The following is a 26,718-nucleotide window of genomic DNA, read 5'->3' as shown; positions in this document are numbered from 1 at the left end:
CATGAAAATACTTAATTATAGCATTCTTTTTATATTATTATGCTGCAGTACGTTTGCAAAAGCGCAGTATGCACTTTTTTCTAAGGTTGGTTCGATATCTTTTGATAAGACGATGTATATGAAGAATATTGTAAACAAACAATTTATTGCTAAAGCTGACGGAAATTCAAAGGATCAATTTGAACGTATGCTTCCAACAATACCAGAAAATGTAGTTTTGAAAAAGACGTTAAAGTTTAATGGCAACGAAACCCTTTTTCAACCTGTCGTTGGACAAGAATTGGATATGAAAGTCAAGCAATTGATTATGATGTTTGCTCTTGATTTTGATGCACAAACGCTTTCAAATTTGGCTACTAAAGACTATAAACGATTTAATGATGTGATGGGCGATAAAATCATCATCCAAGATTCTGTGAAAACAGTAAAATGGCGTATCACAGACGAGTACCGTGAAATAGCTGGCTATACCTGCCGTAGAGCTAATGGTTTTACCTCTGATTCTACTTATGTCATCGGATTTTATGCCAATGAAATTCCAGTTAGTGGGGGACCTGAGTCTATAAACGGTTTACCAGGTATGATCTTGGGATTAGTGGTTCCAAGCCAGCACGTGTCTTATTTTGCTACTCAAGTCGAACTAAGCAATACGATTGTTATGGATAAAAAGGTTTTTGAAAATAAGAAGACTAAATCCATGACACGGAAACAGATGGTCGATCAATTTACAGAGACTATATCACAATGGTTGAATAAAGAGACCGTAAAATACATCATGCAATTAGCTACTTTATAATTGAAAGACTAGCATTACCTGTCTAAACAAAGCCCTCAAATGTAACTATTTGAGGGCTTTGTTTATGTTGAAAAAGGCTATTAAAATAAAAGGCGCTATTAAAGCGCCTTTTATTTTAATAAAGTAAATAATAATTATTTACCATCATTTTTCTTAGCAGTAACTTCGTTACGAATTTCTTGTGCTAATGTTTTAATGTCCTGTAATCCTTTGCGTACACGAGTACCAGCAGCAGAGTTACCATTGTTGAAAAATTTGTCTGCATCTGCTTCGATCGATGCTACTAACTCTTTTAATTTTACGTAGTTTTCCATTTTAATAATTATAATTTTAGTTTTATGGTCCTGTTTATTACTCTAATTAACACAATAAATATACAAAAACCAATTTAATAGAAAATATTTTTTCTGAAAAAAATCTGTTAAAAATTGTAAAATATTATTATTCTACAATTTTTAATTCATTTATGATATTGGTCGCTCCAGCAAATTTGTCAATAACAAAAAGAACATATCGAATATCAACAGATATCGTGCGTTGCAATTTGTGGTCAAAAATGACGTCACCTGCCATTGCTTCGATATTACCATCAAAAGCCAAGCCAATTAATTCACCATTTCCATTTATTACTGGAGAACCTGAATTCCCACCTGTAATGTCATTGTCACTTAGGAAGTTAACGGGAAGATGTCCAGCTTTATCTGCATAGCGACCATAATCTTTACTATTCTGTAGATCTATCAATCGCTGCGGTAAATCAAATTCTTCGTCTCCTTTTTTATACTTTGCGATTGTACCTTTTAAAGTCGTATAGTAGTTCTCTGCCGCGTCATTACGTTTATCTGCTGGTAATGATTTGATAGAACCATATGTTAAACGTAACGTGCTGTTTGCGTCTGGATAAAATTTACCTTTTGGATTTGATGCCAATACACCAGCTACATACTTACGGTGTGCTGCCTCAAATTTATCAGCAGCATCTTTATCCGCAGTCGACGATTCGCGGTATTTATTTAATAAAGCTGAAGATAACTTATATAAAGGGTCATTATCTAATGCAATAGCTGTAGGGTTACTTAAGAAGTTGTTCAGACGCTCCTCAGAAGCAAAAATACTGTTTTTGATTGCCTCACGAACATACGACGTTAGATCATTATTGTTTTTACTTGCCAATTCTGAAATGTAAGGAGCGATGTTACCACCTTTTTTTGCATATAAGTTTAGTTCGTCGATTAAAACATCTTCCTCAAGAGGTAAGTGCATTTTCTCATAACCAGACGCAATAGCTGCTTGTAGTCTCGGAAGCAATTCTTTACGTTTTGCCTCATTTGACTTCACATACATATCTAGACCATTTCCAATAGAGTATGGCAATGCTGCCAACGTACTTGAGCGGAGCATACCACTTAAATAGTTGTCGTGACGTGCCTTCTCATTAGTTGAGGCATAATAAGCATTGATCGTCGCAATAACGTCACCATATTGTGCTTTATTTTCTTTTTTATTAGCCCATTTATTGAATTTTGCTTCATCCCGCGCTTTAGTAATGGCAGTTTTATGTAAAGTTAAAGCATCGATCATTCCTTGACGATTTTTCCAGTAGTTTGCTACTTGAGAATATTTAGAAGCATAATTGATTTTAACAGCTTGGTCTTTGTCCATGTATTTTTTCATGGCATCCATCCCTGTCTTAGAAGCTTCCACCCATGCAGGGTAAGCAAATTTTACGTTCTGATCGATTCCGCCAGCAGGCATCCAACGATTGGTACGGCCTGGATAACCTAAAATCATAGCAAAGTCACCCTCTTTAAAACCTTTTAAGCTGATCGGTAGAAAATGCTTTGGTTTCAAAGGAACGTTGTCCTGAGCATATTCTGCTGGATTACCATTTTTGTCACCATAAACACGGAAAATAGAAAAATCACCTGTGTGACGTGGCCATTCCCAGTTGTCCGTGTCACCACCAAATTTACCAATACTATTTGGTGGAGTACCTACCAAACGAACATCGTTAAAATCTTGATAAACGAAATAGTAATATTCGTTTCCATTGTAAAATGATTTTACATTAACGATGTACTTACCGTTTTCGCTGTTCTCTTTTTCGATTTTAGCAATTTCTTGATTGATGGTTTTTTGACGTTCAGACTCAGACATCTTATCATTTACTAACGATAAAATTCTTTTTGAAACGTCATCCATGCGTACAAAGAAACGAACGAATAGCGACTTTGGTTTTAACTCTTCTGATTTTGTTTTCGCCCAAAATCCATTCGTTAAATGGTCATTCTCAGGAGTCGAAAGTTCGGCGATAGCTCCATAACCACAGTGGTGGTTTGTGAATACTAAGCCCTGATCAGAAACGATTTCCGCAGTACAACCACCATTGAACTGTACGATTGCGTCTTTTAAACTAGAATTGTTGATGCTATAAATTTCTTCAGCAGTCAATTTCAATCCTTTCTTTTGCATATCAGCCTCATTCAGACGCTTCAAGTGCATTAAGAACCACATTCCTTCATCAGCAAATGTGGTCAAACTTGCTGTAATAAGCAGCAAAAAGATCCATAATTTTTTCATACAAACTTGATAAAAAAGTTTAGTTATTTACTACAAAGGTGGTTTAATTCTGCTTTAATTCAAAATGTGGCTTTATTCACAACTACTTTTAAATAATAATGAAACAGTTATGTCAATTTTACGTCAATCTGAGAATCATTTAAAGCATAAGATAAGCAAGTGAATGCTTTTCATTACCTTTGTAAAATGCAGCAAACATTTGAAAATTTTAAATTGAATAAGCAGCTTTTGAACGCAATTGAAGAAGCAGGTTATTCGGTTCCAACAGAAATACAAGAAAAAACGATTACACCAATTCTTGCTGGTCAAGATATCATGGGAGTAGCACAAACAGGCACTGGTAAGACTGCTGCATTTGTCTTACCTATATTAATGAAATTAAAGTATGCACAAGGTCAAGATGCACGTGCATTGATTTTATCTCCAACACGCGAACTCGCGATGCAAATCGAGGAAAATATCCAAACATTTTCTAAATATCTAGATTTACGTACTGTAGTATTATACGGTGGCTTGGGGCCTAAAACGCAAATTGAAAACCTACAAAAAGGAGTCGATATTATTGTCGCTACTCCAGGTCGATTTTTAGACTTATACTTGGAGGGACATATCAATGTAAAATCGTTGAAATTCCTAGTAATGGATGAAGCCGACAAAATGATGGATATGGGATTCATTTCTAAACTTCACCGTATTTTAGAAGTTGTACCCCGAAAAAGACAAAATCTATTGTTTTCGGCAACAATGAGTGAACTGGTTCGTAAAATTGCTGGTGATTTTTTAGCTTTCCCTACTATTGTGGAAGTCTCTGAACAAGCAACACCAGCCTCGACTGTCAGTCAAAGGGTGTATTTTGTTCCTAACCAAAAGACGAAGTTAAATTTACTACAGCATTTATTGAAAGATGATGAGTCTTTTCATCGTCTGATTGTTTTTTGTAAAACTAGAACCGTTGCTGATAATGTTTTTGCTTTTTTAGAACGTAAATATGGAAAAGATCAAGTACGCGTTATACATGCCAATAAAGGTCAGAATACACGTATCAACTCCATTAATGCTTTTAAAGAAGGAAATATTAGGATCTTAGTAGCAACAGATGTAGCTGCTCGTGGTTTAGATGTAACCAATGTATCCCATGTGATTAATTTTGAAGTACCAATTGTTACAGAAGATTATGTACATCGTATCGGACGTACCGGACGTGCATTTAATTCTGGAGATGCTATTACTTTTTGTAATGATGCAGAAAAACACTACTTCAGAAAAATTGAAAAATTAATGCGTCAATCTGTAGATGTTGCACCATTACCAGATGAAGTCTTTGTAGAAGAAACTCCGTATTTCGAACGTCAGATTATTGCTAAAGAAATTGATAATCAAAAGCGAAAAGATGATCCAGACTTTAAAGGAGCTTTTCATGAAAAGAAATTTGTGATAAAACAGAAAGAAGCAAAAGCGTCACAACGAGCTTCAGGTTTTAAGTCTAATAAAAAAGGTCCTAAAACTTCGACTAAAAGAAATTATAGAACAAAATAGTGAGACTGACGCCCATTAATATTGTTTCGGCATGCCTGATAGCATGGTATTTTGTAGAAGATATGGATGATAAAAATCCATTGCTATCTGTAACAGCACTAATCAGCTTACTTGTCGTACTTTTATTGGTGGATATCTTCTTTCGTATTATTATGAAACAAGATAAAAAACTTTGGCTTTATGAGTTCGCTTTTATTGTATTAGTAGCGATATTGACATTGATCATAAAAATAACGTAAACTTTTTAAATAGCATTTATAAAAAGGATATGCTTTTAGTAGCTTCATAGGCTTTAAAACCGAGTGAAAAGAGCTCATAAATACAACTATCAGCACACACTCATTATTAAAAAAAATTATATTATAATGAAAAAAGCAGAAATAAAATTACAGATTGAATTGGACGAAACCAATGTTCCAAATACAATTACTTGGTCTTCTAATGATGGTGAATCTTCTGATGAATTACCTGCAAAAGCCATGTTTTTAGCATTATGGGATTCAGCATATAAAAATTCAATGCGTATCGATTTGTGGACAAAAGATATGCCTTATGATGAAATGAAACGTTTTTTTTATGAAACATTACAGACATTAGGCGATTCATTTCTTCGTTCTTCTGGAGGAGATCCTATGGCAGAGAAAGTCATTGCTGATTTACGTGACTATTGTGCACATTTTGCAGATAAAATGGAAGTATTGGAGCAGCAAAACTAATTTTTTGATATGAATTACTTTTTGGTCAAATCAGAGCCCTTCAAATATAGCTGGGAACAATTTAACAAAGATGGTCAAACATTTTGGGATGGTGTACGTAATTACCAGGCGCGTAATAATCTCAAAGCAATGAAAGAAGGTGATCTCGTTTTATTCTACCATAGCAATGAGGGCAAAGAAGTAGTAGGTATAGCAAAAGTTGTAAAAGAATATTATCAAGATCCTACCACCGAAGATCCCAAATGGGTCGTTGTCGATTTAGCTCCAGTCGAAACATTCAAAAAATCGGTAACTCTTGAACAGATAAAAGCTGATGAATTTCTTCAAGATGTTGCTTTAGTTCGTCAAGGAAGATTATCAGTCATGCCGTTAAAAGCAGAAGAGTTTGATCGTATAGTTGCATTAGGTAGTGAGTAATAGTGACTCCTAATCATATCAGATTGAAAAAGCCTCAAATGATAAATTTGAGGCTTTTTCAATTAACCTTTATGGTCAAATAGATTGACTAGGTTTTTCAATTCTGTAGCTTTACTAGGGTCTAGCTTTCCACTTAAGATTAAGCGCAATTCACGGCGCCTCATCGCTTCGTCATATAGTCTGTGTTCCAATTCAGTCTCAGGAATAACTTTTGGAATAGGTTGCGGTTTCGCATGTCCATCTATAGCAACAAAGGTGTAGTATGCTTCATTTGATTTCTCTTTAGTACCCAAGGGTAAGTTCTGAGCAAACACTTCCATTCTCACTTCTATTGAAGTATTAAAAGCACGTGTAACTTTAGCTTCGATGGTAACCACTTCTCCTAATCGAATGGATCTTTTGAATGAGACGTTATCAACAGATACCGTCACCACTGGACTATTGCAATGTTTCTGAGCAGCCATAGCCGAACAGATATCCATCCAATATAACAATCTACCGCCCATCAAATTTCCAAATGTATTGGTATCATTTGGCAATACCAATTCATTCATTACCGTAGTCGATTCTTTTGCACATTTATCCTTCATCTCTTTTTTATTATTAACGGAAGATTCCGTATTGTTGATCAATTATTTCTAAACTAACTTTGAAGGGAGTCGGTTCATAACCTAAGATTGATTTTGCTTTTGATAGTATAAAACCAGTTTTTTGAGGACGATTTTCCGATTGATTAATTTCTGCAGCTGTTACTTCAGAAATTAATGATTTATCCAGTTTCCAAAAATCTGCAATTTGGTAAACTGCTTCTGCAATTGTAAACATTTCTTCTCCGCTAATGTGGAAAATCCCAGTTACACGTTTTTCAATAGCTAAAATACACGCCTCTGCCAAGTCATCAACAAAAGTTGGCATACGCCACTGATCTTTTACTACATTTATTGATTCTTTATTAGATAGTTTTTCTTTTGCCCAAAGCACTAGATTAGAACGTTTTGGGTTTGCATTGATTCCATATACCAGTATTGTTCTTAAAATAGCATAAGCACATCCAGTGTTGTGGATAACTTGTTCAGAACGCAACTTGCTCTTTCCATATTCACTCAATGGATAAGTCAAATCCTCTTCTTTATAAGGACCATTTTTTCCATCAAAAACAAAGTCTGTGGATAACTGTACTAAAAAAGCATTTGTTTGCTTGCAGTACTGAGCTAGTTGCTCCACAACATCAACATTCATCTTTTGGCAAAGAGCCTGATCAGCCTCACATGCTTCAACACTTGTGATAGCTGCAGTATGAATAATATAATTAGGTTTAAATTCTAATAGGTAGTTATTTAGAAGTTCCGAATTCATTAAATCCAGTTGTTGAAAATGATAGTTTTCCTTATTTGGATTATCATTTTCATGCATAGAAATTGCATAAATATCGTACTTATTGTCTTTAATAAGGAGATCAATTAGCTTTTGTCCTAAAAAACCATTAGAACCTGTTATTAACACTTTGTTGGCAACCATCATTAATTTGTGAATTGGAATTCTAGTTTTCCACTTTGTTTTAACATATTGTTGATAACCATGACTTCGAAATCAATAATACCATTAAGTCCGTTGTAATTGATTTTATCCGGGTCATCTGTTGGCATATGGTAATCTGGATGACCACCAGTGTGGAAAAACAAAACAGGAATATTTTTTTTGTAGAAAGAAGTCTGATCCGAGCCACCATTTCCATCATGACCAGTATAGAATTTAATTTTTGGAGTAATGCCTTCGAATATTTCTGGCCACTTTTTACTTGTACCAAATCCGATTACAGCAACCCCCTGTTCTGGATTTAATCTTCCTATCATATCCATATTCAACATTCCTGTTATCTTATCTAAAGGTAGTGTAGGGTGTTCAGTAAAATATTTGGATCCAATTAAACCCAATTCTTCTGCGCCGAATGCAATAAATAGAAAGTTATGACTTTCCTTTATATGATTTGTACTGTAATAACGCGCTAACTCCAATAATCCAGCTACTCCCGAAGCATTATCATCAGCTCCGTTATGTATTTTACCAACACCTAAAGAATCTTTTGAACTTCCTTGATGACCTGTTCCCAAATGGTCATAGTGAGCGCCAATAACAATAGTCAGAGGTGCACCATTATCTAAAAATGCGATGATGTTATCTGCCTTACGAATACTATCACTTACCTTGACTTTCCATACCTTAGCTTCAAACGATTGACGAAATCCGCTCTCACCTAACGGTTGAAGTTTAAGTTTTTTAAAATATTTTTCAATATAATCAGCAGCTTTAAACACTTCTTTACTGCCTGTTCCGCGACCTTTCATTTTATCACTTGCAAGGTAATGAATATGTTTTTTAACTAAATCTGGATTGCTATATTGAGCAATGCTGGGTAAACTAAAAATAGTTAGAAGCGCCAATATTGCCCATTTCATTTCTAATTTCATTGTCTTAACTATTGTTATTGAATAAAAAAAGCCTTGAATTTTCAAGACTTTAAGAAGTCATTCTAATCTTCTACAATTTCACTATGGATACTTGTTTTCTCTTCCTTTTCTTCTTTAAAATATTTCTTTTGAAAAAGAAGGATTAGGATTACACCTACAGATATAGCTGAATCAGCTATGTTAAAGACAGGTCGAAAGAATAGAAATTCCTGACCACCCCAAACTGGTAACCAAGAGGGAAAAGTTCCCTCAATAAGTGGAAAATAAAGCATATCGACTACTTTTCCGTGAAAAATCGTAGCATAACCACCTTCGGAAGGGAATAAAGTTGCCTTATCATACCAAGTACTTTCACTAAAGATTAAGCCATAGAAAGTAGAGTCGATGATATTCCCAAGTGCTCCAGCAAATATTAAAGCAATATTGAGAATGAATCCTCTATTATATTTCCTCTTAACCATGTAATGCAGGCCATAACCGATTGCTCCAACAGCAATAATACGGAAAAGAGTAAGCATGAGCTTTCCAAATTCGCCACCAAATTCCATTCCATAGGCCATCCCATTGTTTTCTATAAAATGAATTTGTACAAATTTACCAATCACTTCATAGCTTTGACCGATGGTCATATTTAATTTAACCCACAGTTTTGATATTTGGTCAATTAAAAGAACTAGAATTATTAAAATTACAGGTTTAGTATAGCCTTTCATAGTTGTAAAAATGGTCTTTACCGATAGTAAAGACCATTATCTTTTTGTATTTAAATAATATTAATACTGCTTGTTTTTAGCTTCGATACTTAATGTCGTATGCGGAACAGCTTTCAATCTTTCCTTTTGAATCAATTTTCCGGTCTCTCTGCAGATGCCATATGTTTTGTTTTCAATACGCACTAATGCTGCATCTAGATTGTCTATAAATTTCCGTTGACGGGCTGCTAATTGGTTGGTTTGTTCTTTTTCTAACGTAGCAGAACCATCTTCCAATGTTTTATATGTGCCAGCAGTATCATCAGTACCATTTGCATCACTGTTATTTAGCGAGGCAGTCAACGCCGAAAGTTCTTCTTTCGCTATTCTTAATTTTTCTAAAATAATGCTTTTAAATTCTTGTAGCTCTGAATCGCTATAGCGTGTCTTTTCGTTATTAGTTGCCATAATTTAAATTTTTTCGATTAAAACATTCAATTCCTTACCATCGATATCAATGTTATCTCCAGTGGTTAGTGATTCTTCAAATCTCAATGAATCAGCTAGAATTTCGGTACAAATATAAGATAAATTTTTATTCGTGGCTTGCTCAATATCAGCATCTTTACTAACTAAAACATGGATACGGTCAGTAACCTCAAAACCCTTGTCTTTTCTTAGGTTTTGTATACGGTTAACCAACTCTCGTGACAATCCTTCTTGTTTTAATTCTTCAGAAATATGGATATCTAGCGCTACGGTTAATTTAGCTAAATTAGCGACCTGCCATCCAGCAACATCTTCTGCTATAATTTCTACGTCAGCTAATTGGATCACATACGGCGTTTCGGCTAACATAATTTCGCCATTGCTTTCCAATTTCGCCACCTCTTCCATAGAAAGTGCATTGATCTTTGCAGATACTAACTTCATGTCTTTACCAACTTTCGAGCCAAGAGCTTTGAAATTTGGCTTTATTTTTTTCTTAATGATACCCGTAGTATCCGTAATGAATTGAATATCTTTGATATTAGTCTCAGAAAGTATCAAATCTTTTACCTTTTCTACACGCTCTTGAAAACTATTATCCAATACTGGAAGTAATATTTTATTTAAGGGTTGTCTTACATTAATGCCTACTTTTTTGCGCAGTGACAAAGTCAATGATGAGATATCTTGAGCAAGGGACATCCGTTCTTCCAAGTCCTTATCAACCAAATGCTCTTGATATGTAGGGAAATTAGCTAAATGTACAGATTCAAACGTTTCTTTTTCTGTTGCATTATTCAGATCTAAATACAATTGATCTGAAAAGAAAGGAGAGATCGGAGACATCAACTTGGCAATGGTATCCAGACAAGTAAATAAGGTCTGGTATGCCGATATTTTATCCTCTGAATATTCGCCTTTCCAAAAACGACGGCGGCAAAGACGAACATACCAATTACTTAAGTGCTCATCAACAAAATTTTGAATGGCACGAGCAGCTTTTGTAGGTTCGAATTCTGCATAATATTCATCTACCTCTTTAGTTAAACTATTCAATAATGAAATGACCCAACGATCGATTTCAGGACGATTCTCCAGCGCGATATCTGCTTCTGTATAACTGAATTTATCGATATTTGCATATAAAGCAAAGAAAGCATACGTGTTATATAAAGTCCCAAAAAACTTGCGACGTACCTCGTCCAATCCTTCTTCGTTAAACTTTAGATTGTCCCATGGAGATGCATTACTGATCATGTACCAACGAGTTGCATCGGCGCTATACTTATCTAACGTTGCAAATGGATCAATACCATTACCAAGGCGTTTAGACATTTTATTACCGTTTTTGTCTAAAACCAAACCATTAGATACCACATTCTTAAAAGCAACAGATTTTTGAAGCATCGTGGATATCGCATGAAGTGTGAAGAACCAACCACGTGTTTGATCCACACCTTCAGCAATGAAATCTGCAGGAAATGCTTCTTTATATCCATCTTTGAAAGGTAGCGCTTCTCCATTTGCTAATTTTTCATAATCCAGACCCCATTGTGCATAAGGCATAGCACCAGAATCAAACCAAACATCGATTAAGTCTGGTTCACGGAATAATTTTTGACCAGCATCGGATACCAAGATGATATCGTCTACATATGGACGGTGTAAGTCAAGTTGCTCCGTACCGAATTTATCTAAATATGATTTGTTTGTTTCTTTTTCTTTTTCTGATAAAACATCTGATATTAAAGAAGCCTCTAATAAAGATTTTAATTCAGGCATTGAACCTACACATATTTCTTCATTTTCATCTTCGGAACGCCAGATTGGAAGTGGAGTCCCCCAGTAACGTGAGCGTGATAGATTCCAGTCAACTAGATTTTCCAACCAATTACCAAAGCGTCCAGTACCAGTAGCTTCAGGTTTCCAATTAATCGTTTTATTGAGCGCAACTAAGTCATTCTTAACTGCTGTCGATTTAATAAACCAGCTATCCAAAGGATAGTACAAAACAGGTTTGTCCGTACGCCAGCAGTGGGGGTAAGTATGCTCGTATTTTTTGACATCAAAAGCCTTGTTATCTTCTTTTAATTTGATCGCAATGAGTACATCAGTAGGACGGAAATCTTTATCAGCACGCTCAGCATCTGAATAATATTCTTCTTTCACAAAGCGACCAGCAAAGTCTGTGATTTCTTTCACAAATCGACCTGTACGATCTACCGTCGGAACTTCTTTACCATTTTCATCTTTGAGTAAAATGCCGGGTACACCTTGTTCTTTAGCAACTCTAAAGTCATCTGCACCATAAGTCGGAGCAGCGTGTACGATTCCCGTACCATCTTCTGTTGTGACGAAATCACCAGGGATTACACGGAAAGCTTTTTCTTGCAATTCATCCGAAGTAATATAAGGCATCAATTGTTCATAGCGTAAACCAACAAGCTCCTCACCTGTAATAGTTGCGGCCACTTCCCAAGGGATAACCTTATCACCCAATTTATAATCTTGAAACGAAGCTTCTTTGCCCTCAGATTTGAAGTGTTTTGCAATTAAATCTTTTGCCAGGATAACCGAAACTGGTGCGCCTGTATATTGATTGAAAGTTTTAATCTTTACATAGTTGATTTTTTTACCTACAACCAAAGCGGTATTGGACGGAAGTGTCCAAGGGGTGGTGGTCCATGCAATGAACGCAACATCTTCATCTACATCTTCAACCAGCGCAGCGATTGCGGGATGCAATTGACTGTTGATTAATCGAAATTGGGCAACAATGGTGGTATCCTTTACATCTTTATAAGTACCAGGCTGATTCAATTCATGTGAACTTAATCCAGTTCCTGCTGCTGGAGAGTAAGGTTGTATGGTGTAACCCTTATATAAAAGACCTTTTTTATAAAATTCTTTTAACAAGTACCATAGTGTTTCGATATACTCATTTTCGTATGTGACATATGGGTTTTCAAGATCTACCCAGTAACCCATTTTAGTAGTCAGATCATTCCATACATCAGTATATTTCATCACCTCTGTACGACATGCATCATTATATTCTTCTACTGTTATTTTTTTACCGATGTCTTCCTTGGTGATGCCTAGTTTCTTTTCGACAGCAAGTTCGATTGGAAGCCCATGAGTATCCCATCCGCCCTTACGTTTTACTTGAAATCCTTTTAGAGTTTTGTAACGGCAGAAAATATCCTTAATTGTACGACCCATTACATGGTGAATACCAGGCATACCGTTAGCTGAAGGAGGACCTTCATAAAAAGTGTATGGTTTGTTTCCTGGACGGTTTGTGATACTTTTTTCGAATATTTTTTCCTGTTCCCAACGGGTCAATATTTCTTTGCCTATTTCCGGCAAATTAAGCTGCTTATATTCTTTATACATCGGTGTCTCGTATTCTTTTTCTAAAGGTCGCTAATTTAATCAATTAAGCTGAAAGCTGAAAGTTAAAAAATGAACGGCTTTAAGGTATATATATTTCTCTTTTAAGCGTGTTTGAGGTAGTTTTTAGCCAAAAAAATAAATTTTAGCTTTTGGCATAGATCAGATGATACGGTTTTCTAAAACCAACAAAGCCCAATATCCAGAGAATATTGGGCTTTGGATTATATCTTAAATTCTTATGCAGAGAAGGAGCTTCCGCAGCCACATGTACTGGAGGCATTGGGATTGTTAAATGTAAATCCACGTGCATCTAGACCGTTTCTAAAATCAACTTCCATACCCGCTAGATATAAGCCATGTGCTTTATTCATAAAAACTCTAATTCCTGCAATACTGTATTCGCTATCACCCTCTTTTTTCTGGTCGAATCCTAAAATATAGCTCATCCCAGAACAACCACCACCTTCAACACCAATACGTAATCCAAAATCATCTGAAATTTCTTGCTGATCTTTCAGTTTTTTTAGTTCCTTTATCGCTCCTTCAGTTAAGGTTAAGGGAGCTTTTTCTGTTATAGTCTCTGTACTCATCGTGATAATATTTTAACCAACTTAAACAAAATTACATAATTTAAATAGAAAATAGGACAGCTTCAAATTTATGACATTGATTAAACACAGTATTTGTTCATGTTCTTAACTTTTGTAAGACAGGGCTTAAGGCATTATTTAATTTTTAGGATACGGCTTCGAGGGGTGAGGATCCTTATTTAGAAAGCTTAGATATTTACCTTCTTCAATTGGAGTCACAGATATCTTCCTTACGTTCGTTACGAATTATGAATATTGATTTTATGATATTTTAATAAATAGGCTGTTTTTGTGATATTTTGTAATAATAAAGGGCATTTTGTGAAGCCTTTTTTAAGTATTATACTATCTTTGTAGACTAAAATCATAATATTCATATTTTATACTAGATTAAAACAATGGAAAGAGATCAAGCCATTTTCAATTTGATAGCTGATGAGCTTAAACGCCAAGAAGAAGGTATCGAATTAATTGCATCAGAAAACTTCGTTTCAAAACAAGTTATGGAAGCTGCAGGTTCAGTTTTGACAAATAAATATGCTGAAGGCTTACCGGGAAAACGTTACTATGGTGGTTGCGAGGTAGTCGATGAAATCGAAACTATTGCCATTAATCGTGCAAAACAATTATTTGGTGCTGAATGGGTAAACGTACAGCCGCATTCAGGAGCACAAGCAAATGCCGCTGTATTTTTAGCAACGATCAAGCCCGGAGACAAAATCTTAGGTCTTGATTTATCGCATGGTGGTCACTTGACACACGGTTCTCCAGCAAATCTTTCAGGTAAAATTTACCAACCTTTGTTTTATGGTGTAAAAGAAGATACAGGACTAATTGATTATGAACAATTAGAAGAAACGGCACTTCGTGAAAAACCGAAAATGATTATCTGTGGTGCTTCAGCTTATTCTCGTGATTGGGACTATGCACGTATCCGTAAAGTTGCTGATGAAATTGGTGCTTTAGTTTTAGCCGATATTTCTCATCCAGCAGGACTTATCGCAAGAGGATTGTTAAATGATCCACTTCCTCACTGCCATATCGTAACCACAACTACCCATAAAACACTTCGCGGACCTCGTGGTGGTATGATTATGGTTGGCAAAGATTTTGAAAATACTTGGGGAGTAAAAACACCAAAAGGCGAAACTCGTACAATTACACAATTGTTGGATCTTGCTGTTTTCCCTGGTACACAAGGCGGACCTTTAGAGCATACTATTGCTGCTAAAGCGATTGCTTACGGTGAAGCGCTTTCTGACGAATATATGGAATACATTGTTCAAGTTAAGAAAAATGCAGCTACTCTAGCACAATTCTTTGTTGAAAGAGATTATAAGATAATTTCCGGTGGAACAGATAACCATTTGATGTTAGTTGACCTACGCAATAAAGATATTTCCGGTAAAGAAGCCGAAGCTGTTTTAGGAAAAGCGGGTATTACAACAAACAAAAATATGGTTCCATTTGACTCCCGTTCTCCATTCGTTACTTCAGGTGTTCGTTTCGGTACTGCTGCGATCACGACACGTGGTATTAAAGAAACAGAGATTCTTCAAATTGGAGAATTAATTGATGCGGCAATTGTAAATGCTTCTAATGATTCAGAACTTGCTAAAATCCATTCTAAAGTAAAAGAGTTGATGGCTGCATTCCCACTTTACAAATAAAATATAACATATTGAAAAATAAAAAAGTGCCTTAGATTTGAATTAAGGCACTTTTTTTGTTCAAATGTTAAAAAGTCTTAAATAACATTGTAATAATTTGATTACTCGATAATTTTCTCTTGTTTTGAGTATACAAAAATTGATCACTTCATAAATATCTTACTATACGGAATACATTTACTTTTTTGAACAGGTTTTAGTTAAATTAATTTGGTAACTGCTAAAAATAGGTGAAGTATGAGTGTTTTAAATAAAAAAACGGATCAAGAATTAATCCATATATATTTAGATGGTAAAGAAACAGCGTTAGCAGCTTTGTTAGAACGTTACAAATCTAAAATATATACCTCCATTTATATGAAAGTAAAAGATGAATATCTTGCAGAAGATATTTTTCAAGAAACTTTTATAAAAGTAATCAACACATTAAAAGGCGGTAAGTATAATGACGAGGGTAAGTTTTTGCCTTGGGTGATGCGTATTGCACACAATATGATCATTGATCATTTCAGAAAAGAGAAAAGAGCTCCAAATATTGTCAATACAGAGGGGTTTGATATTTTCGATGTGTTAGACTTCAGTGATGAAAATGTAGAATCTAAAATGCTCAAAGAGCAAAGGGATATTGATTTGAAGAAAATGATTCAAAAACTCCCTGATGATCAAAAAGAAGTTTTAATTATGAGACATTTTTGTGATATGAGTTTTAAAGATATTGCAGATATAACCGAGGTAAGTATTAACACGGCTTTAGGTCGCATGCGATATGCATTAGCAAACCTAAGAAAAATGATAGAAGGGCAAAGTTTAATGTTACAGATCGGATAAGATATATTGAAAAATAATAATTAATAAAATGGGATGGACTGCAGAAGTTCATCCCATTTTATTTTGACTTTATCTGTAATAATGTCATATTTTTGTTTCACTTATTGTTCAATTATGGATTAATGGAGGATTTTAGTACATTAGTGTGTGAAATTTTGTCTGTTATGGCAAGGTGGAATGTATTTTGATATAGCATTTACTAAAACAAAGAAAATATTATGTATTGGATTTTATTTATAGGGATCATGGTAGTGAGCCTGATCGTACAAACCCGATTTAAAAATAAGTTTAAAAAATATTCTGAAATTCCATTGACAAGTGGATTAACAGGTGGAGAGATTGCGCAAAAAATGTTGGCGGACAATGGGATATATGATGTACAAGTGGTTTCCATTCCTGATCGTTTAGGTGATCACTACAATCCAGCCGATAAAACGGTAAATTTAAGTCCAGAAGTGTACAGTGGTAGAAGTATAGCAGCTGCGGCAGTAGCTGCACATGAGTGTGGTCATGCTGTGCAGCATGCAACGGCGTATAAATGGCTAGGACTTAGATCTGCGATGGTGCCCATGGTGAGTTTCGCATCGAAATTAACATCTTGGGTGTTGATGCTTGGTGTTATTTTGATGGCATTTTCACAAAATTATATTGTGTTAGCAGTAGGTGTTGCCGCATTGGCTATTACAACTATTTTTAGCTTTGTGACATTACCTGTAGAGTTTGATGCATCAAATCGTGCAAAAGCTTGGTTGAGCAACAATGGTGTAACCTATAGTGCAACAGAAGATGATGGTGTAAAAGATGCATTAAAATGGGCAGCAATGACCTACGTAGTTGCGGCTTTAAGTGCATTAGTTACCCTATTATATTATGCTTCCTTATTATTTGGAAGAAGAGATTAATTGCTTTAAGTATATTTAAAGCATAAAAAAGCGGATGTTTTTATAAATGTTCGCTTTTTTTTATGTTTAACGCTTGGAATTGAATTCTATATGCTTCAGCTTCCGACAATTTTTTTAACTTTGCTTTTTATATTAGCATAGACTTACAATTATCATGTTTCAGAACTTACAGGATAAATTAGATAGAGCCTTTAAGGTTTTAAAAGGCCAAGGTAGTATTACCGAGATCAACGTTGCAGAAACGATGAAAGAAATTCGTAAGGCATTATTGGATGCCGATGTGAATTATAAAACTGCAAAAACATTTACTGATGACGTTAAGCAAAAAGCTTTAGGAGAGAACGTACTAACAAGTATTTCGCCAGGTCAATTGTTGACTAAGATCATGAATGATGAGTTGACCGCATTAATGGGGGGTACTGTTACCGAATTAGAAGTTTCTAAAAATCCTACTGTTATACTAATTGCGGGTTTAAATGGAGCTGGTAAAACAACATTCTCAGGAAAGTTAGCGCTACATCTAAAAGATAAAAAAGGAAAAAAACCATTACTGGTAGCTGGTGATGTTTATCGTCCGGCAGCAATAGATCAATTGGAAGTATTAGCTGGCCAAGTTGGTGTTCCTGTATATGTAGATCGCAATTCAACAGATCCTATTGCGATTGCAAAGGCAGGTGTTGAAGAAGCAAAAAGAAGTGGGCACAATGTAGTTATTATTGATACTGCAGGGCGTTTGGCGATTGACGAGCCTTTGATGGTGGAGATTACCGCTGTAAAAGAAGCTACACAACCGCATGAAATTCTTTTTGTTGTCGATTCGATGACAGGTCAAGATGCTGTTAATACTGCAAAAACTTTCAATGATCGATTAGATTTCACTGGAGTTGTTTTGACAAAATTAGATGGTGATACCCGTGGTGGTGCTGCATTGTCAATTAAGTCTGTTGTCAACAAACCAATTAAATTTATCGGTACTGGCGAGAAGATGGATGCATTGGATGTATTTTATCCAGAGCGTATGGCTTCCCGTATATTAGGTATGGGTGATGTGGTATCTTTGGTAGAACGTGCTCAGCAACAATTTGATGAAAAGCAGGCAGCCGAACTTCAAAAGAAAATCCGCAAAAATAAATTTGACTTTAATGACTTTAAATCACAGATCCAACAAATCAAAAAAATGGGTAACATGAAAGATTTGATGGGGATGATCCCAGGTGTGGGTAAAGCGATGAAAGACATTGAAGTGGATGATAATGCATTCAGACCGATTGAAGCTATTATTGATTCCATGACACCATTTGAAAGAGAAAATCCGGATGCTATTGATCAAAAAAGACGCATTCGTATCGCAAAAGGATCAGGTACTGATATCAATGAAGTAAATAAATTGATGAAGCAATTTGGTGATATGCGCAAAGTGATGAAACAAATGTCAAATCCAGCAATGGCAGCAAAACTCATGAAAAACATGCCTAAAATGCCGGGTAAATAAGATACAACGTATTGATAGATCCATTGTACCCTAAAAATTGACAATTTTTAGGGTATTTTTTTAGAATATGATTTATTAAAATTCTAAAATAGTCTTTATTGCCATTATAAGATCTTATGAGGATGGATGTATAAACGATAAAAAGATTAGATTATAGTTTTATGCTTTCATCATTCGTATTTATTTTTTGTATTTTAGACTTAGTTCTAATTGTAATAGAATTATTTTTTAACTTTGTAACACAATGGATGACCCCGGGCAATTATCGGAATACGGAAAGATACTTATCATAATTTTGGTAGGGATATTTTTAGTTGCGATGACCATTATGGCAGCAAGAACACTGTCTGTGAAAAAACCTACACCCCAAAAATTGAGTACATATGAATGTGGTGAAGATGCTGTAGGCTCTTCTTGGATTCAATTTAATCCTAGGTTTTATGTTATTGCACTCATATTTTTACTTTTTGATGTAGAACTAATTTTTATTTTCCCTTGGGCCACTGTCTTTGGACAAGCTGAATATATCACCGCCGATGGGAGATGGGGTTGGTTTACATTGATTGAAATGGCATTATTTGTCGGAATACTGATCATAGGATTGATCTTTGTTTGGGTAAAGGGAGACTTAGAGTGGGTAAAGCCAATTCATCAACGACCTCAAGTGAATGTGCATATTCCAAGTGCAGCTTATGATAGGTTGAACCAAGCAACTTATGAGTTACGAAATCATAGAGAAGATCTACGCGAAGATACGAGTATAGTAAAGACTGATTCTGTATCAACGTCACCAAAAGTAGCTTTTAAACCCAGATTTAAAAAACCAGGAGCAACATCATGAGTTTAGATAGTCAAATACAGAATAATGGTGTGATCGTTGCCAAATTAGATGACCTGCTCAATTGGGCAAGATTGTCATCAATGTGGCCAATCAGTTTTGGAATAGCCTGTTGCGCTATTGAGATGATGGGAGCCATGGCTGCAAATTATGATTTGGATCGTTTAGGTGTATTTCCTCGACCTTCTCCAAGGCAGTCAGATGTGATGATTATAGCGGGTACAGTAACGTTCAAAATGGCAGATCGTATTCGCAAGCTGTATGAGCAGATGCCGGAGCCAAAATATGTGATCTCCATGGGATCATGCTCAAATTGTGGAGGACCTTATTGGCAACATGGTTATCATGTTGTGAAAGGTGTTGACCGCGTTATACCCGTCGATGTATACGTGCAAGGATGTCCTCCTAGGCCCGAAGCATTGATTGGTGCTTTTTTAGAATTACAAAAGAAAATTGAAAAAGAAAGTTTACTGGGAGAGCAGTTGTTCAATCAGAAAGCTTAAAATAGAATAGATATAGAAAAATAGACATGGGAAAAGATTTTTATGGTGATTTGCAATTAGGTGTTCTTGGCGGTGGTCAATTGGGCCGAATGTTGATTCAAGAGGCCATTAATTATAATGTTAATGTTCATATCCTTGATCCAGATAAGAATGCTCCTTGCCGTAAATTATGCAATCGTTTTGAGTGTGGCTCTTTGAGCGATTTTGAAACCGTATACAATTTTGGAAAAGATCTTGATATGATTACTATCGAGATTGAAAAGGTCAATGTGGATGCGTTGGAAAAATTAGAAGAAGAGGGCGTTCTCGTTTATCCACAATCACGTATCATCAGATTGATACAAGATAAAGGGTTACAAAAACAATTCTTTAAACAAAATGACATCCCGACTTCATTATTTCAGCTGATTTCTACTAAAGAACATCTGACTAATGCTAATTTAAGTATACCGTATATTCAGAAGCTTCGCAAAGATGGTTATGACGGTAAAGGAGTAAAGAAAATTAATTCGTTAGCGGATTTAGAAACTGCTTTTGATGAACCATCTTTAATAGAAGAATGGGTAGATTTTGAGAAAGAAATTGCTGTTATTGTTGCAAGAAATGATAATGGTGATGTAGCGACTTTTCCTATGGTGGAGATGGAATTCAATCCAGAGGCTAATCTAGTTGAATTTCTGATTGCACCATCTACTTATGGTTTTGATATTCAGCAACGAGCAGAAGAGTTAGCTAAGAAGATTGCTAATGATCTACAGATAGTTGGATTATTAGCCGTTGAAATGTTCTTGACAAAAGATGGGGAGATATTAGTCAATGAACTAGCCCCTCGTACACACAATAGTGGACATCAGACGATTGAAGGTAATTATGTATCCCAATTTGCTCAACACCTAAGGGCGATCTTTAATTTACCTCTAGGAGATACCCGCTGTCGTTCCAATGCAGTGATGATTAATCTTTTAGGAGAGGAAGGCTATGAGGGCTTAGCAAAATACGAAGGTGTTGAAGAGATTTTAGCCATGGAGGGAGTGTATGTACATTTGTATGGAAAGAAATTTACAAAACCTTTCCGAAAGATGGGACACGTATGCATCATCAATGACGATCGAGAATTAGCGATCAGTAATGCCAGAAAAGTACAAGAAATTTTGAAAGTAAAAGCTTAAAATATATGTCAACAGTGAACCAAGCCCTAGTTGGAATTATTATGGGAAGTAAATCAGACTTACCTGTTATGCAAGATGCGGTAGATGTATTAAAGACATTAGGAGTACCTTTTGAGGTGACTATTGTTTCTGCCCACCGTACTCCTCAGAGAATGTTTGATTATGCACAAGATGCGTCAAAAAGAGGTTTAAAGGTTATTATTGCTGGAGCAGGTGGCGCAGCCCATTTACCAGGTATGGTAGCCTCCATTACGCATTTACCTGTTATCGGAGTTCCTGTAAAGTCATCCAATTCGATTGATGGCTGGGATTCGGTCCTGTCAATATTGCAGATGCCCAATGGTATTCCTGTCGCTACAGTTGCTTTAAATGCGGCTAAAAATGCAGGTATTCTAGCCGCTCAGATCCTTGGGACTCAAGATAAACAAATTGAAAAAAATATCATTGCTTTTAAAGCTGATTTGGCAGAAAAAGTAATTGAAACAGCTGAAGAAGTCGAAAAAATGAACTTCTAATAGTCGTTATCATAACAAAATAAAAAGGGGCTAAGCCCCTTTTTATTTTGTTATGATATTTTTCCTAAATGCTCCTGTACGTAATCGTAGCTCTTTTTTAAACTCTCAAACTTGTTAGGTATATAAATGTCATCTTGTTCTACAAAAGCATATTTTAAACCTGCTTTTGCTTTCGCCTGAGCGATAGCGATGAAGTCAATATGACCAGTACCAACCTCTGTATATTTCACTTCTTTTGAGATCGCACCAAAGTCTAATTTATCAAATTCAGGACCGACAATTGTTTTAGTAAACCCTTTATCCATATCTTTGATATGCCACAATTTGAATCGGTTAGGGAATTTCTCAAACAAACTGACTGGATTCATTCCCGCTTTTTCAGCCCAATATAAATCCAGTTCAAAATCAACCAAATCAGGCTCAGTAAATGCTAGTAGAACTTCCTCACCTCTGGTGCCATTACCTAAATCCCTAAATTCCCAAAAATGATTATGGAAGGCAACTTTCAATCCATGTTTTTTAGCCTCTTCACCAGCCTTATTCAATTGCTCTGCTATGTATAGATAATCATCTTTCTTCAAAGCAGAAATGTCAAACATTGGAGATACTGGAGCTATGACATACTCTTGACCTAGTTCTTTTGCCGCATCAAAGTAGATATTAAGATCCTCTTTATCCTGATGATTACGACTGAAGTACTTAGACATGTCGTAATGGCCACTGTGCGACTTTAATCCATTATCATCTAAGACTTTTTTTAATGCCTTGTAATCTAGACCCCAAAAAGATTTTGTAACAGGATCTATTCCATATGTCTCTACGTGTTTATAGCCAATCTTTGCAACCTGTTGTAAGGAATCCGTTGGATTTGCAGCCATCAGATCACGAATGGAATAAAGCTGGACCCCTAGGTTGGTAAAAGGAGAATCAATACCCATTTTTTTATTTTCACATGAGAGCAATTGTGGTAGGAAATATGCTGCAGAAAGTCCAAGACCAGCTTTTTTGATAAATTGACGGCGTGAATTATTCATACTGTTTAATTTGTTTGTCGTTTAGTTTAAGGATTAAGTTACAACTAATTTTAAAGAAAACCATTATTATAAACAAAAAATGGGAATGTATCTTCTACATCCCCATTTTTTGTTTTATTTTTTAAGAAAATTATACCGTCATGATATCTTTTTCTTTTAATTCAGCTAATTTATCCACTTTTGCAATAAATAAGTCTGTCAATTTCTGAACTTCAGCTTCACCAACTTTGATCTCGTCTTCAGAAGCTCCGTCATTTTTCAACTTTTTCAAAGACTCATTTGTCTCTTTACGGATATTACGAACGACAACACGACCTTTTTCAGTTTCTTCTTTTGCCTTTCTAACAAGATCACGTCTTCTTTCTTCTGTCAAAGCAGGAATTACCAAACGGATGACAATACCATCATTTTGTGGATTTACACCAAGATTAGCATCAGTAATGGCTTTTTCAATTGCATTGATCAATTGTTTTTCCCATGGTTGGATAACAATTGTACGTGCGTCAGTTGTATTAATATTACTAACTTGAGACAATGGAGTTGGAGATCCGTAGTAATCTACAGAAATACCATCTAACATAGCGGGCGAAGCTTTTCCGGCACGAATTTTTGTTAATTCTGATTCTGTAAAAGAAACAGCTTTGGACATACTCTCCTTACAATCGTCCAATTCAAGTGAAATCAATTCATTCATATCTTAATATCGTTTTTTTCTGTTTTTATGATTAGCGTACGATTGTACCTACAGGTTCCCCGTTTGCTAATTTTGACAAGTTACCAGGCTTATTCATGTCGAACACAATAATCGGTAAGTTATTTTCTTGACACAATGTAAAAGCTGTCATGTCCATTACGTTTAAACCTCTTTGATAAACTTCTGTAAATGAAATTTCATCAAAACGTGTAGCAGAAGGATCTTTCTCTGGGTCTGCGGTATAAATACCATCCACACGTGTACCTTTTAAAACTGCATCTGCATTAATTTCAATAGCACGAAGTGAAGCAGCAGTATCTGTTGTAAAATATGGATTACCTGTTCCCGCTCCAAAGATGACAATACGTCCCTTTTCCAAATGGCGCACAGCTCTTCTACGAATAAAAGGCTCGCAGATCTGTTCCATCTTGATCGCTGTCAACAAACGAGTTTTTAAACCTACTTTTTCAAGACCATCTTGCAGTGCCATACTATTGATGACAGTTGCTAGCATGCCCATATAATCCGCTTGTACGCGGTCCATACCTGATTGTTCGGCACTTAAACCTCTATAGATATTACCTCCACCAATAACAATAGCAATTTCTAAACCTTGAGTATGTAACTCTTTGATATCTTTTGCATATTGTGCAACTCTCTTGATGTCAATGCCATAGCTTTGATCTCCCATTAAGGATTCGCCGCTAAGTTTTAATAGGATACGTTTGTATTTCATAATTGTTTTTTTGGAAATTCTCCAAAGGCCAAAGATAAAATTTTTTTTTCATCCGATAAGGACGAAAGTCATATTTATTAGGAATTTTTAACTTTTTCTATCACTTCCCTATAATAATCTTCATATTGTGGCATGATATTACTGAGCTGAAATGTTTTGGCACGTGCTAATGCTGCATCTTTAAATTTTTCTAAACGATCATTGTCTTCTAAGATATAGATCGCATTTTTTGCCATCTCATCGACATCACCGATATCACTTAAAAAACCTGTTTCACCATTTACGTTAAGCTCTGGTAATCCACCCGTATTGGTAGAAATAACCGGAACTTTACATGCCATTGCTTCCAGAGCTGCAAGACCAAAACTTTCAGAACTTGAAGGCATTAAAAAGAGATCCGACACCGATAAGATTTCCTCGACAGCATCTTGCTTACCTAAAAAGCGAACATCTTGACAGACACCAAGATCACGACACAGTTCCTCTGCATTAGTCCGTTCAGGACCATCACCTACCATAAGCAGCTTGCTCGGAATATGTTCATTTACTTTTTGAAAAATCCGAATAACATCACCTGTGTTTTTTACTTTTCTAAAATTTGAAGTATGGATCAAAATGCGTTCATTGCCTGGAGCAATAGCTCTTTTGAAATGAGAACGATCTTTTATACTGAATCTTTCCAGATCAATAAAATTTGGAATGACTTGAATATCTCTTTGAATATCAAAAAAAGTAAGTGTCTGATCTTTTAAACTTTGTGATACTGTTGTCACCCCATCCGATTGATTGATTGAAAACGTAACCACGGGACTAAAACTTTTATCTTTACCTACTAACGTAATATCAGTACCATGTAATGTCGTAACAACAGGGATGTTAATGCCATAAGTTAACAAGATTTGTTTAGCCATAAAAGCCGCTGAAGCATGTGGAATAGCATAATGGACATGAATGACATCCAGTTTTTCAAAACGCACAACATCAACAAGTTTACTTGCTAATGCCGATTCGTAAGGTAAAAAATCAAAAAGTGGGTATTGTGAAACAGCGACTTCATGATAAAATAGATTTTCCGAAAAAAAGTCCAGGCGAGCAGGTTGCCGGTATGTGATGAAATGAACTTGATGTCCATGCGTAGCCAAAGCCTTTCCAAGTTCTGTCGCTACGACGCCACTACCGCCGAATGTTGGATAACATACAATCCCAATTTTCATAATGCTTTTTTATTTACTGCAAATTAAAGATTATTTTGTAAAACAGCCTATCACACGAATGCAATAATTTTTTGAAGCACAATTTTAGTCCGCTGCTCTGTTATTGATGCTTTATTGAATGAAAAAAATTATCTTGTACCGTATTTAGTAAACTTATTATGAAGACTTTTGTCAGTAGTATATCAGGAAAAACTTTTCCTATCAGCAGTAAAATGCTGGGATCAACATTGAGAAACTCAATTTTTGATCTTGTTAAAGAAGACTTTCCCGAGTTTTCAAAAGAATCGTTAATCTCTTCCAATGAATTGGATGGATATAAAGAAAAATATATTTCGACTATTTTAAAAAATGAATTGGGAGAATTGAAACAGCTTGATCAGTTAGTAGTGGAAAGTTTAAGTAATAATCAAGTCCTCAGCGCTTCGATCGATCAGGAAGAAATAAATGAATCTTTTGGAGAGAGAATAGCTGATAAAGTTGCTAATTTTGGCGGTAGTTGGACTTTTATATTGTCATTTTTGGCATTTTTGATGTGCTGGATTCTGTTGAATATTTATTGGTTGAGTGACAAAGGTTTCGATCCGTATCCATTTATATTGCTCAACCTCTTATTATCATGTATAGCGGCGCTACAAGCTCCAGTTATTATGATGAGTCAAAACAGGCAAGAAGATAAAGATAGAAAACGAGCACAAAATGATTATATGATCAATCTTAAGGCTGAATTAGAAATTCGTACTTTACATGAAAAAATAGATCATTTGTTGATTCATAAAGAACAAGAGTTGATAGAAATGCAACAGTTTCAACTGGATATTGTCAAAGATCTCATTGAAAAAATAGATAAATTGGAAAGAAATACACATGATAAATAGGGAATTATTATTAAAAGAATTAACCTTTAAATTTGCACGTTCAGGAGGAGCAGGCGGGCAACATGTTAATAAAGTATCCTCTAAAGTGCTGTTACAATGGCATATTTCGGAAAGTATGTGCCTAAATGAAGATGAAAAAACTCTAATAAGCAGTGTTTTAAGTAATCGAATTAATAAAGAGTCTGTATTCCAATTGGAGTGTGATACCGATCGCTCACAATTAAAAAACAAAGAATTAGCTATAGAGCGCTTTTTTCATATTATCCAAACAGCATTGACACCGACTAAGGCACGCAAGAAAACGAAAATACCATATCGTAAAGTTCTTGATCGACTGGATCGAAAAGCGAAACAAGCCGAAAAGAAAAATAATCGCCGATGGAGTGGGGATTAAATAGATAAAGGTTTCCAATCATTAATTTCTAAATAGTCGCTCGACAGCATTTACAATTAAAGAAGGATACTCAAGGATCGAGATGTTAAATAATAGATTAGAATTATTATTTGACATTTCGATTCAAATATGTTATCTAGCCAAACCATAAACTGGATACTTTATTCCATTATT

Annotated in this window: 28 protein-coding genes; 15 read left to right on the top strand and 13 right to left on the bottom strand. The window is 35.4% G+C overall.

Going from position 1 to position 26,718, the window contains the following annotated elements; translation table 11 throughout:
- Position 1 precedes the first annotated feature (1 nt).
- On the top strand, positions 2-796 hold the full coding sequence (locus C8N37_RS21280; protein WP_045755421.1) for a GLPGLI family protein: 795 nt from the start codon (positions 2-4) through the stop codon (positions 794-796).
- A 134-nt stretch (positions 797-930) separates the two neighbouring features.
- Here the strand turns inward: C8N37_RS21280 and C8N37_RS21275 are convergent, their stop codons facing one another.
- Together C8N37_RS21275 and C8N37_RS21270 are read right to left on the bottom strand one after the other, a co-directional pair.
- The gene (locus C8N37_RS21275; protein WP_045753606.1) at positions 931-1,110 is read right to left on the bottom strand and encodes a hypothetical protein; all 180 of its coding nucleotides are present in this window, start codon (positions 1,108-1,110) and stop codon (positions 931-933) included.
- Positions 1,111-1,237: 127 nt separating this feature from the next.
- Positions 1,238-3,376, bottom strand: coding sequence for a S46 family peptidase (locus C8N37_RS21270; protein WP_108160805.1), 2,139 nt, complete (start codon positions 3,374-3,376; stop codon positions 1,238-1,240).
- Between the two features lie 186 nt (positions 3,377-3,562).
- On the opposite strand from C8N37_RS21270, the gene C8N37_RS21265 reads away from it, so the two are divergent.
- From C8N37_RS21265 to C8N37_RS21255, 4 genes are all read left to right on the top strand, one after another.
- The gene (locus C8N37_RS21265) at positions 3,563-4,912 is read left to right on the top strand and encodes a DEAD/DEAH box helicase (protein WP_108160804.1); all 1,350 of its coding nucleotides are present in this window, start codon (positions 3,563-3,565) and stop codon (positions 4,910-4,912) included.
- Positions 4,912-5,151, top strand: coding sequence for a hypothetical protein (locus C8N37_RS22685; RefSeq protein WP_146171115.1), 240 nt, complete (start codon positions 4,912-4,914; stop codon positions 5,149-5,151). The genes C8N37_RS21265 and C8N37_RS22685 overlap by 1 nt, the downstream gene beginning before the upstream one ends.
- Positions 5,152-5,277: 126 nt before the next feature.
- On the top strand, positions 5,278-5,628 hold the full coding sequence (gene gldC, locus C8N37_RS21260; RefSeq protein WP_045753610.1) for a gliding motility protein GldC: 351 nt from the start codon (positions 5,278-5,280) through the stop codon (positions 5,626-5,628).
- Between the two features lie 9 nt (positions 5,629-5,637).
- Positions 5,638-6,045, top strand: a complete 408-nt coding sequence (locus tag C8N37_RS21255; RefSeq protein WP_021188830.1) for an EVE domain-containing protein — start codon at positions 5,638-5,640, stop codon at positions 6,043-6,045.
- A 62-nt stretch (positions 6,046-6,107) separates the two neighbouring features.
- Here the strand turns inward: C8N37_RS21255 and C8N37_RS21250 are convergent, their stop codons facing one another.
- The 7 genes from C8N37_RS21250 to C8N37_RS21220 all read right to left on the bottom strand — a co-directional run bounded on the left by C8N37_RS21250 (position 6,108) and on the right by C8N37_RS21220 (position 13,680).
- Positions 6,108-6,635, bottom strand: a complete 528-nt coding sequence (locus tag C8N37_RS21250) for an acyl-CoA thioesterase (protein ID WP_108160815.1) — start codon at positions 6,633-6,635, stop codon at positions 6,108-6,110.
- Positions 6,636-6,648: 13 nt separating this feature from the next.
- Positions 6,649-7,566: an SDR family oxidoreductase gene (locus C8N37_RS21245; protein WP_244914498.1), complete on the bottom strand. Its 918-nt coding sequence runs from the start codon at positions 7,564-7,566 to the stop codon at positions 6,649-6,651.
- Positions 7,566-8,513, bottom strand: a complete 948-nt coding sequence (locus C8N37_RS21240) for a M20/M25/M40 family metallo-hydrolase (protein ID WP_108160802.1) — start codon at positions 8,511-8,513, stop codon at positions 7,566-7,568. Before C8N37_RS21240 ends, C8N37_RS21245 begins: the two co-directional genes overlap by 1 nt.
- 62 nt (positions 8,514-8,575) lie before the next feature.
- Complete coding sequence (locus tag C8N37_RS21235; protein WP_108160801.1) at positions 8,576-9,226, bottom strand: lipoprotein signal peptidase; 651 nt, start codon at positions 9,224-9,226, stop codon at positions 8,576-8,578.
- 60 nt (positions 9,227-9,286) lie between these two features.
- Positions 9,287-9,673, bottom strand: coding sequence for a TraR/DksA family transcriptional regulator (locus C8N37_RS21230; protein ID WP_045753613.1), 387 nt, complete (start codon positions 9,671-9,673; stop codon positions 9,287-9,289).
- Positions 9,674-9,676: 3 nt separating this feature from the next.
- Positions 9,677-13,090 carry an isoleucine--tRNA ligase gene (gene ileS / locus C8N37_RS21225; protein WP_108160800.1) on the bottom strand — a complete coding sequence of 1,138 codons (3,414 nt, stop codon included), beginning with the start codon at positions 13,088-13,090 and terminating at the stop codon, positions 9,677-9,679.
- Positions 13,091-13,326: 236 nt separating this feature from the next.
- Positions 13,327-13,680, bottom strand: coding sequence for a HesB/IscA family protein (locus C8N37_RS21220; protein ID WP_045753615.1), 354 nt, complete (start codon positions 13,678-13,680; stop codon positions 13,327-13,329).
- Positions 13,681-14,078: 398 nt separating this feature from the next.
- On the opposite strand from C8N37_RS21220, the gene C8N37_RS21215 reads away from it, so the two are divergent.
- The 8 genes from C8N37_RS21215 to purE all read left to right on the top strand — a co-directional run bounded on the left by C8N37_RS21215 (position 14,079) and on the right by purE (position 21,597).
- Positions 14,079-15,350 (top strand): serine hydroxymethyltransferase, encoded by a 1,272-nt coding sequence (locus C8N37_RS21215; RefSeq protein WP_108160799.1) that lies wholly within the window; start codon positions 14,079-14,081, stop codon positions 15,348-15,350.
- A gap of 237 nt (positions 15,351-15,587) precedes the next feature.
- A complete protein-coding gene (locus C8N37_RS21210; RefSeq protein ID WP_045753617.1) occupies positions 15,588-16,178 on the top strand; it encodes an RNA polymerase sigma factor in 591 nt (196 codons plus the stop codon).
- A 218-nt stretch (positions 16,179-16,396) separates the two neighbouring features.
- Positions 16,397-17,080: a zinc metallopeptidase gene (locus tag C8N37_RS21205; protein WP_108160798.1), complete on the top strand. Its 684-nt coding sequence runs from the start codon at positions 16,397-16,399 to the stop codon at positions 17,078-17,080.
- 154 nt (positions 17,081-17,234) lie between these two features.
- Positions 17,235-18,572 carry a signal recognition particle protein gene (ffh, locus tag C8N37_RS21200; RefSeq protein WP_108160797.1) on the top strand — a complete coding sequence of 446 codons (1,338 nt, stop codon included), beginning with the start codon at positions 17,235-17,237 and terminating at the stop codon, positions 18,570-18,572.
- A 328-nt stretch (positions 18,573-18,900) separates the two neighbouring features.
- On the top strand, positions 18,901-19,413 hold the full coding sequence (locus C8N37_RS21195) for an NADH-quinone oxidoreductase subunit A (RefSeq protein ID WP_244914497.1): 513 nt from the start codon (positions 18,901-18,903) through the stop codon (positions 19,411-19,413).
- Positions 19,410-19,913: an NADH-quinone oxidoreductase subunit B gene (locus C8N37_RS21190; RefSeq protein ID WP_108160795.1), complete on the top strand. Its 504-nt coding sequence runs from the start codon at positions 19,410-19,412 to the stop codon at positions 19,911-19,913. Before C8N37_RS21195 ends, C8N37_RS21190 begins: the two co-directional genes overlap by 4 nt.
- A gap of 26 nt (positions 19,914-19,939) precedes the next feature.
- Complete coding sequence (locus C8N37_RS21185) at positions 19,940-21,082, top strand: 5-(carboxyamino)imidazole ribonucleotide synthase (RefSeq protein WP_108160794.1); 1,143 nt, start codon at positions 19,940-19,942, stop codon at positions 21,080-21,082.
- A gap of 5 nt (positions 21,083-21,087) precedes the next feature.
- Entirely contained in the window at positions 21,088-21,597 is a 510-nt protein-coding gene (purE, locus tag C8N37_RS21180; protein WP_108160793.1) for a 5-(carboxyamino)imidazole ribonucleotide mutase, read from the top strand.
- Positions 21,598-21,647: 50 nt separating this feature from the next.
- Here purE and C8N37_RS21175 read toward each other — a convergent pair whose 3' ends face one another.
- The 4 genes from C8N37_RS21175 to bshA all read right to left on the bottom strand — a co-directional run bounded on the left by C8N37_RS21175 (position 21,648) and on the right by bshA (position 25,275).
- Positions 21,648-22,631, bottom strand: a complete 984-nt coding sequence (locus C8N37_RS21175; RefSeq protein ID WP_108160792.1) for a sugar phosphate isomerase/epimerase family protein — start codon at positions 22,629-22,631, stop codon at positions 21,648-21,650.
- A 130-nt stretch (positions 22,632-22,761) separates the two neighbouring features.
- Positions 22,762-23,325 carry a ribosome recycling factor gene (frr, locus tag C8N37_RS21170; RefSeq protein WP_045753624.1) on the bottom strand — a complete coding sequence of 188 codons (564 nt, stop codon included), beginning with the start codon at positions 23,323-23,325 and terminating at the stop codon, positions 22,762-22,764.
- A gap of 31 nt (positions 23,326-23,356) precedes the next feature.
- Positions 23,357-24,061 (bottom strand): UMP kinase, encoded by a 705-nt coding sequence (gene pyrH, locus C8N37_RS21165; protein WP_021189335.1) that lies wholly within the window; start codon positions 24,059-24,061, stop codon positions 23,357-23,359.
- 77 nt (positions 24,062-24,138) lie between these two features.
- On the bottom strand, positions 24,139-25,275 hold the full coding sequence (bshA, locus tag C8N37_RS21160) for an N-acetyl-alpha-D-glucosaminyl L-malate synthase BshA (protein WP_108160791.1): 1,137 nt from the start codon (positions 25,273-25,275) through the stop codon (positions 24,139-24,141).
- 158 nt (positions 25,276-25,433) lie between these two features.
- On the opposite strand from bshA, the gene C8N37_RS21155 reads away from it, so the two are divergent.
- Positions 25,434-26,150 (top strand): DUF1003 domain-containing protein, encoded by a 717-nt coding sequence (locus C8N37_RS21155; RefSeq protein ID WP_108160790.1) that lies wholly within the window; start codon positions 25,434-25,436, stop codon positions 26,148-26,150.
- Complete coding sequence (arfB, locus tag C8N37_RS21150; RefSeq protein ID WP_108160789.1) at positions 26,140-26,544, top strand: alternative ribosome rescue aminoacyl-tRNA hydrolase ArfB; 405 nt, start codon at positions 26,140-26,142, stop codon at positions 26,542-26,544. The genes C8N37_RS21155 and arfB overlap by 11 nt, the downstream gene beginning before the upstream one ends.
- The last annotated feature ends 174 nt before the right edge of the window (positions 26,545-26,718 follow it).

The sequence above is a fragment of the Sphingobacterium faecium genome (assembly GCF_003054045.1).
Classification (GTDB): domain Bacteria; phylum Bacteroidota; class Bacteroidia; order Sphingobacteriales; family Sphingobacteriaceae; genus Sphingobacterium; species Sphingobacterium faecium.
Note: the sequence above shows the minus strand (reverse complement) of the source record. Positions and strands in the feature narration are given on the sequence as shown.

Excerpts from the sequence above, each read along its gene's own strand:
- C8N37_RS21280 (WP_045755421.1), top strand. The coding sequence starts at position 2 with ATGAAAATACTTAATTATAGCATTCTTTTTATATTATTATGCTGCAGT.
- C8N37_RS21275 (WP_045753606.1), bottom strand. The coding sequence starts at position 1,110 with ATGGAAAACTACGTAAAATTAAAAGAGTTAGTAGCATCGATCGAAGCA.
- C8N37_RS21270 (WP_108160805.1), bottom strand. The coding sequence starts at position 3,376 with ATGAAAAAATTATGGATCTTTTTGCTGCTTATTACAGCAAGTTTGACC.
- C8N37_RS21265 (WP_108160804.1), top strand. The coding sequence starts at position 3,563 with ATGCAGCAAACATTTGAAAATTTTAAATTGAATAAGCAGCTTTTGAAC.
- gldC (WP_045753610.1), top strand. The coding sequence starts at position 5,278 with ATGAAAAAAGCAGAAATAAAATTACAGATTGAATTGGACGAAACCAAT.
- C8N37_RS21255 (WP_021188830.1), top strand. The coding sequence starts at position 5,638 with ATGAATTACTTTTTGGTCAAATCAGAGCCCTTCAAATATAGCTGGGAA.
- C8N37_RS21250 (WP_108160815.1), bottom strand. The coding sequence starts at position 6,635 with ATGAAGGATAAATGTGCAAAAGAATCGACTACGGTAATGAATGAATTG.
- C8N37_RS21245 (WP_244914498.1), bottom strand. The coding sequence starts at position 7,566 with ATGATGGTTGCCAACAAAGTGTTAATAACAGGTTCTAATGGTTTTTTA.
- C8N37_RS21240 (WP_108160802.1), bottom strand. The coding sequence starts at position 8,513 with ATGAAATTAGAAATGAAATGGGCAATATTGGCGCTTCTAACTATTTTT.
- C8N37_RS21235 (WP_108160801.1), bottom strand. The coding sequence starts at position 9,226 with ATGAAAGGCTATACTAAACCTGTAATTTTAATAATTCTAGTTCTTTTA.
- C8N37_RS21230 (WP_045753613.1), bottom strand. The coding sequence starts at position 9,673 with ATGGCAACTAATAACGAAAAGACACGCTATAGCGATTCAGAGCTACAA.
- ileS (WP_108160800.1), bottom strand. The coding sequence starts at position 13,090 with ATGTATAAAGAATATAAGCAGCTTAATTTGCCGGAAATAGGCAAAGAA.
- C8N37_RS21220 (WP_045753615.1), bottom strand. The coding sequence starts at position 13,680 with ATGAGTACAGAGACTATAACAGAAAAAGCTCCCTTAACCTTAACTGAA.
- C8N37_RS21215 (WP_108160799.1), top strand. The coding sequence starts at position 14,079 with ATGGAAAGAGATCAAGCCATTTTCAATTTGATAGCTGATGAGCTTAAA.
- C8N37_RS21210 (WP_045753617.1), top strand. The coding sequence starts at position 15,588 with ATGAGTGTTTTAAATAAAAAAACGGATCAAGAATTAATCCATATATAT.
- C8N37_RS21205 (WP_108160798.1), top strand. The coding sequence starts at position 16,397 with ATGTATTGGATTTTATTTATAGGGATCATGGTAGTGAGCCTGATCGTA.
- ffh (WP_108160797.1), top strand. The coding sequence starts at position 17,235 with ATGTTTCAGAACTTACAGGATAAATTAGATAGAGCCTTTAAGGTTTTA.
- C8N37_RS21195 (WP_244914497.1), top strand. The coding sequence starts at position 18,901 with ATGGCAGCAAGAACACTGTCTGTGAAAAAACCTACACCCCAAAAATTG.
- C8N37_RS21190 (WP_108160795.1), top strand. The coding sequence starts at position 19,410 with ATGAGTTTAGATAGTCAAATACAGAATAATGGTGTGATCGTTGCCAAA.
- C8N37_RS21185 (WP_108160794.1), top strand. The coding sequence starts at position 19,940 with ATGGGAAAAGATTTTTATGGTGATTTGCAATTAGGTGTTCTTGGCGGT.
- purE (WP_108160793.1), top strand. The coding sequence starts at position 21,088 with ATGTCAACAGTGAACCAAGCCCTAGTTGGAATTATTATGGGAAGTAAA.
- C8N37_RS21175 (WP_108160792.1), bottom strand. The coding sequence starts at position 22,631 with ATGAATAATTCACGCCGTCAATTTATCAAAAAAGCTGGTCTTGGACTT.
- frr (WP_045753624.1), bottom strand. The coding sequence starts at position 23,325 with ATGAATGAATTGATTTCACTTGAATTGGACGATTGTAAGGAGAGTATG.
- pyrH (WP_021189335.1), bottom strand. The coding sequence starts at position 24,061 with ATGAAATACAAACGTATCCTATTAAAACTTAGCGGCGAATCCTTAATG.
- bshA (WP_108160791.1), bottom strand. The coding sequence starts at position 25,275 with ATGAAAATTGGGATTGTATGTTATCCAACATTCGGCGGTAGTGGCGTC.
- C8N37_RS21155 (WP_108160790.1), top strand. The coding sequence starts at position 25,434 with ATGAAGACTTTTGTCAGTAGTATATCAGGAAAAACTTTTCCTATCAGC.
- arfB (WP_108160789.1), top strand. The coding sequence starts at position 26,140 with ATGATAAATAGGGAATTATTATTAAAAGAATTAACCTTTAAATTTGCA.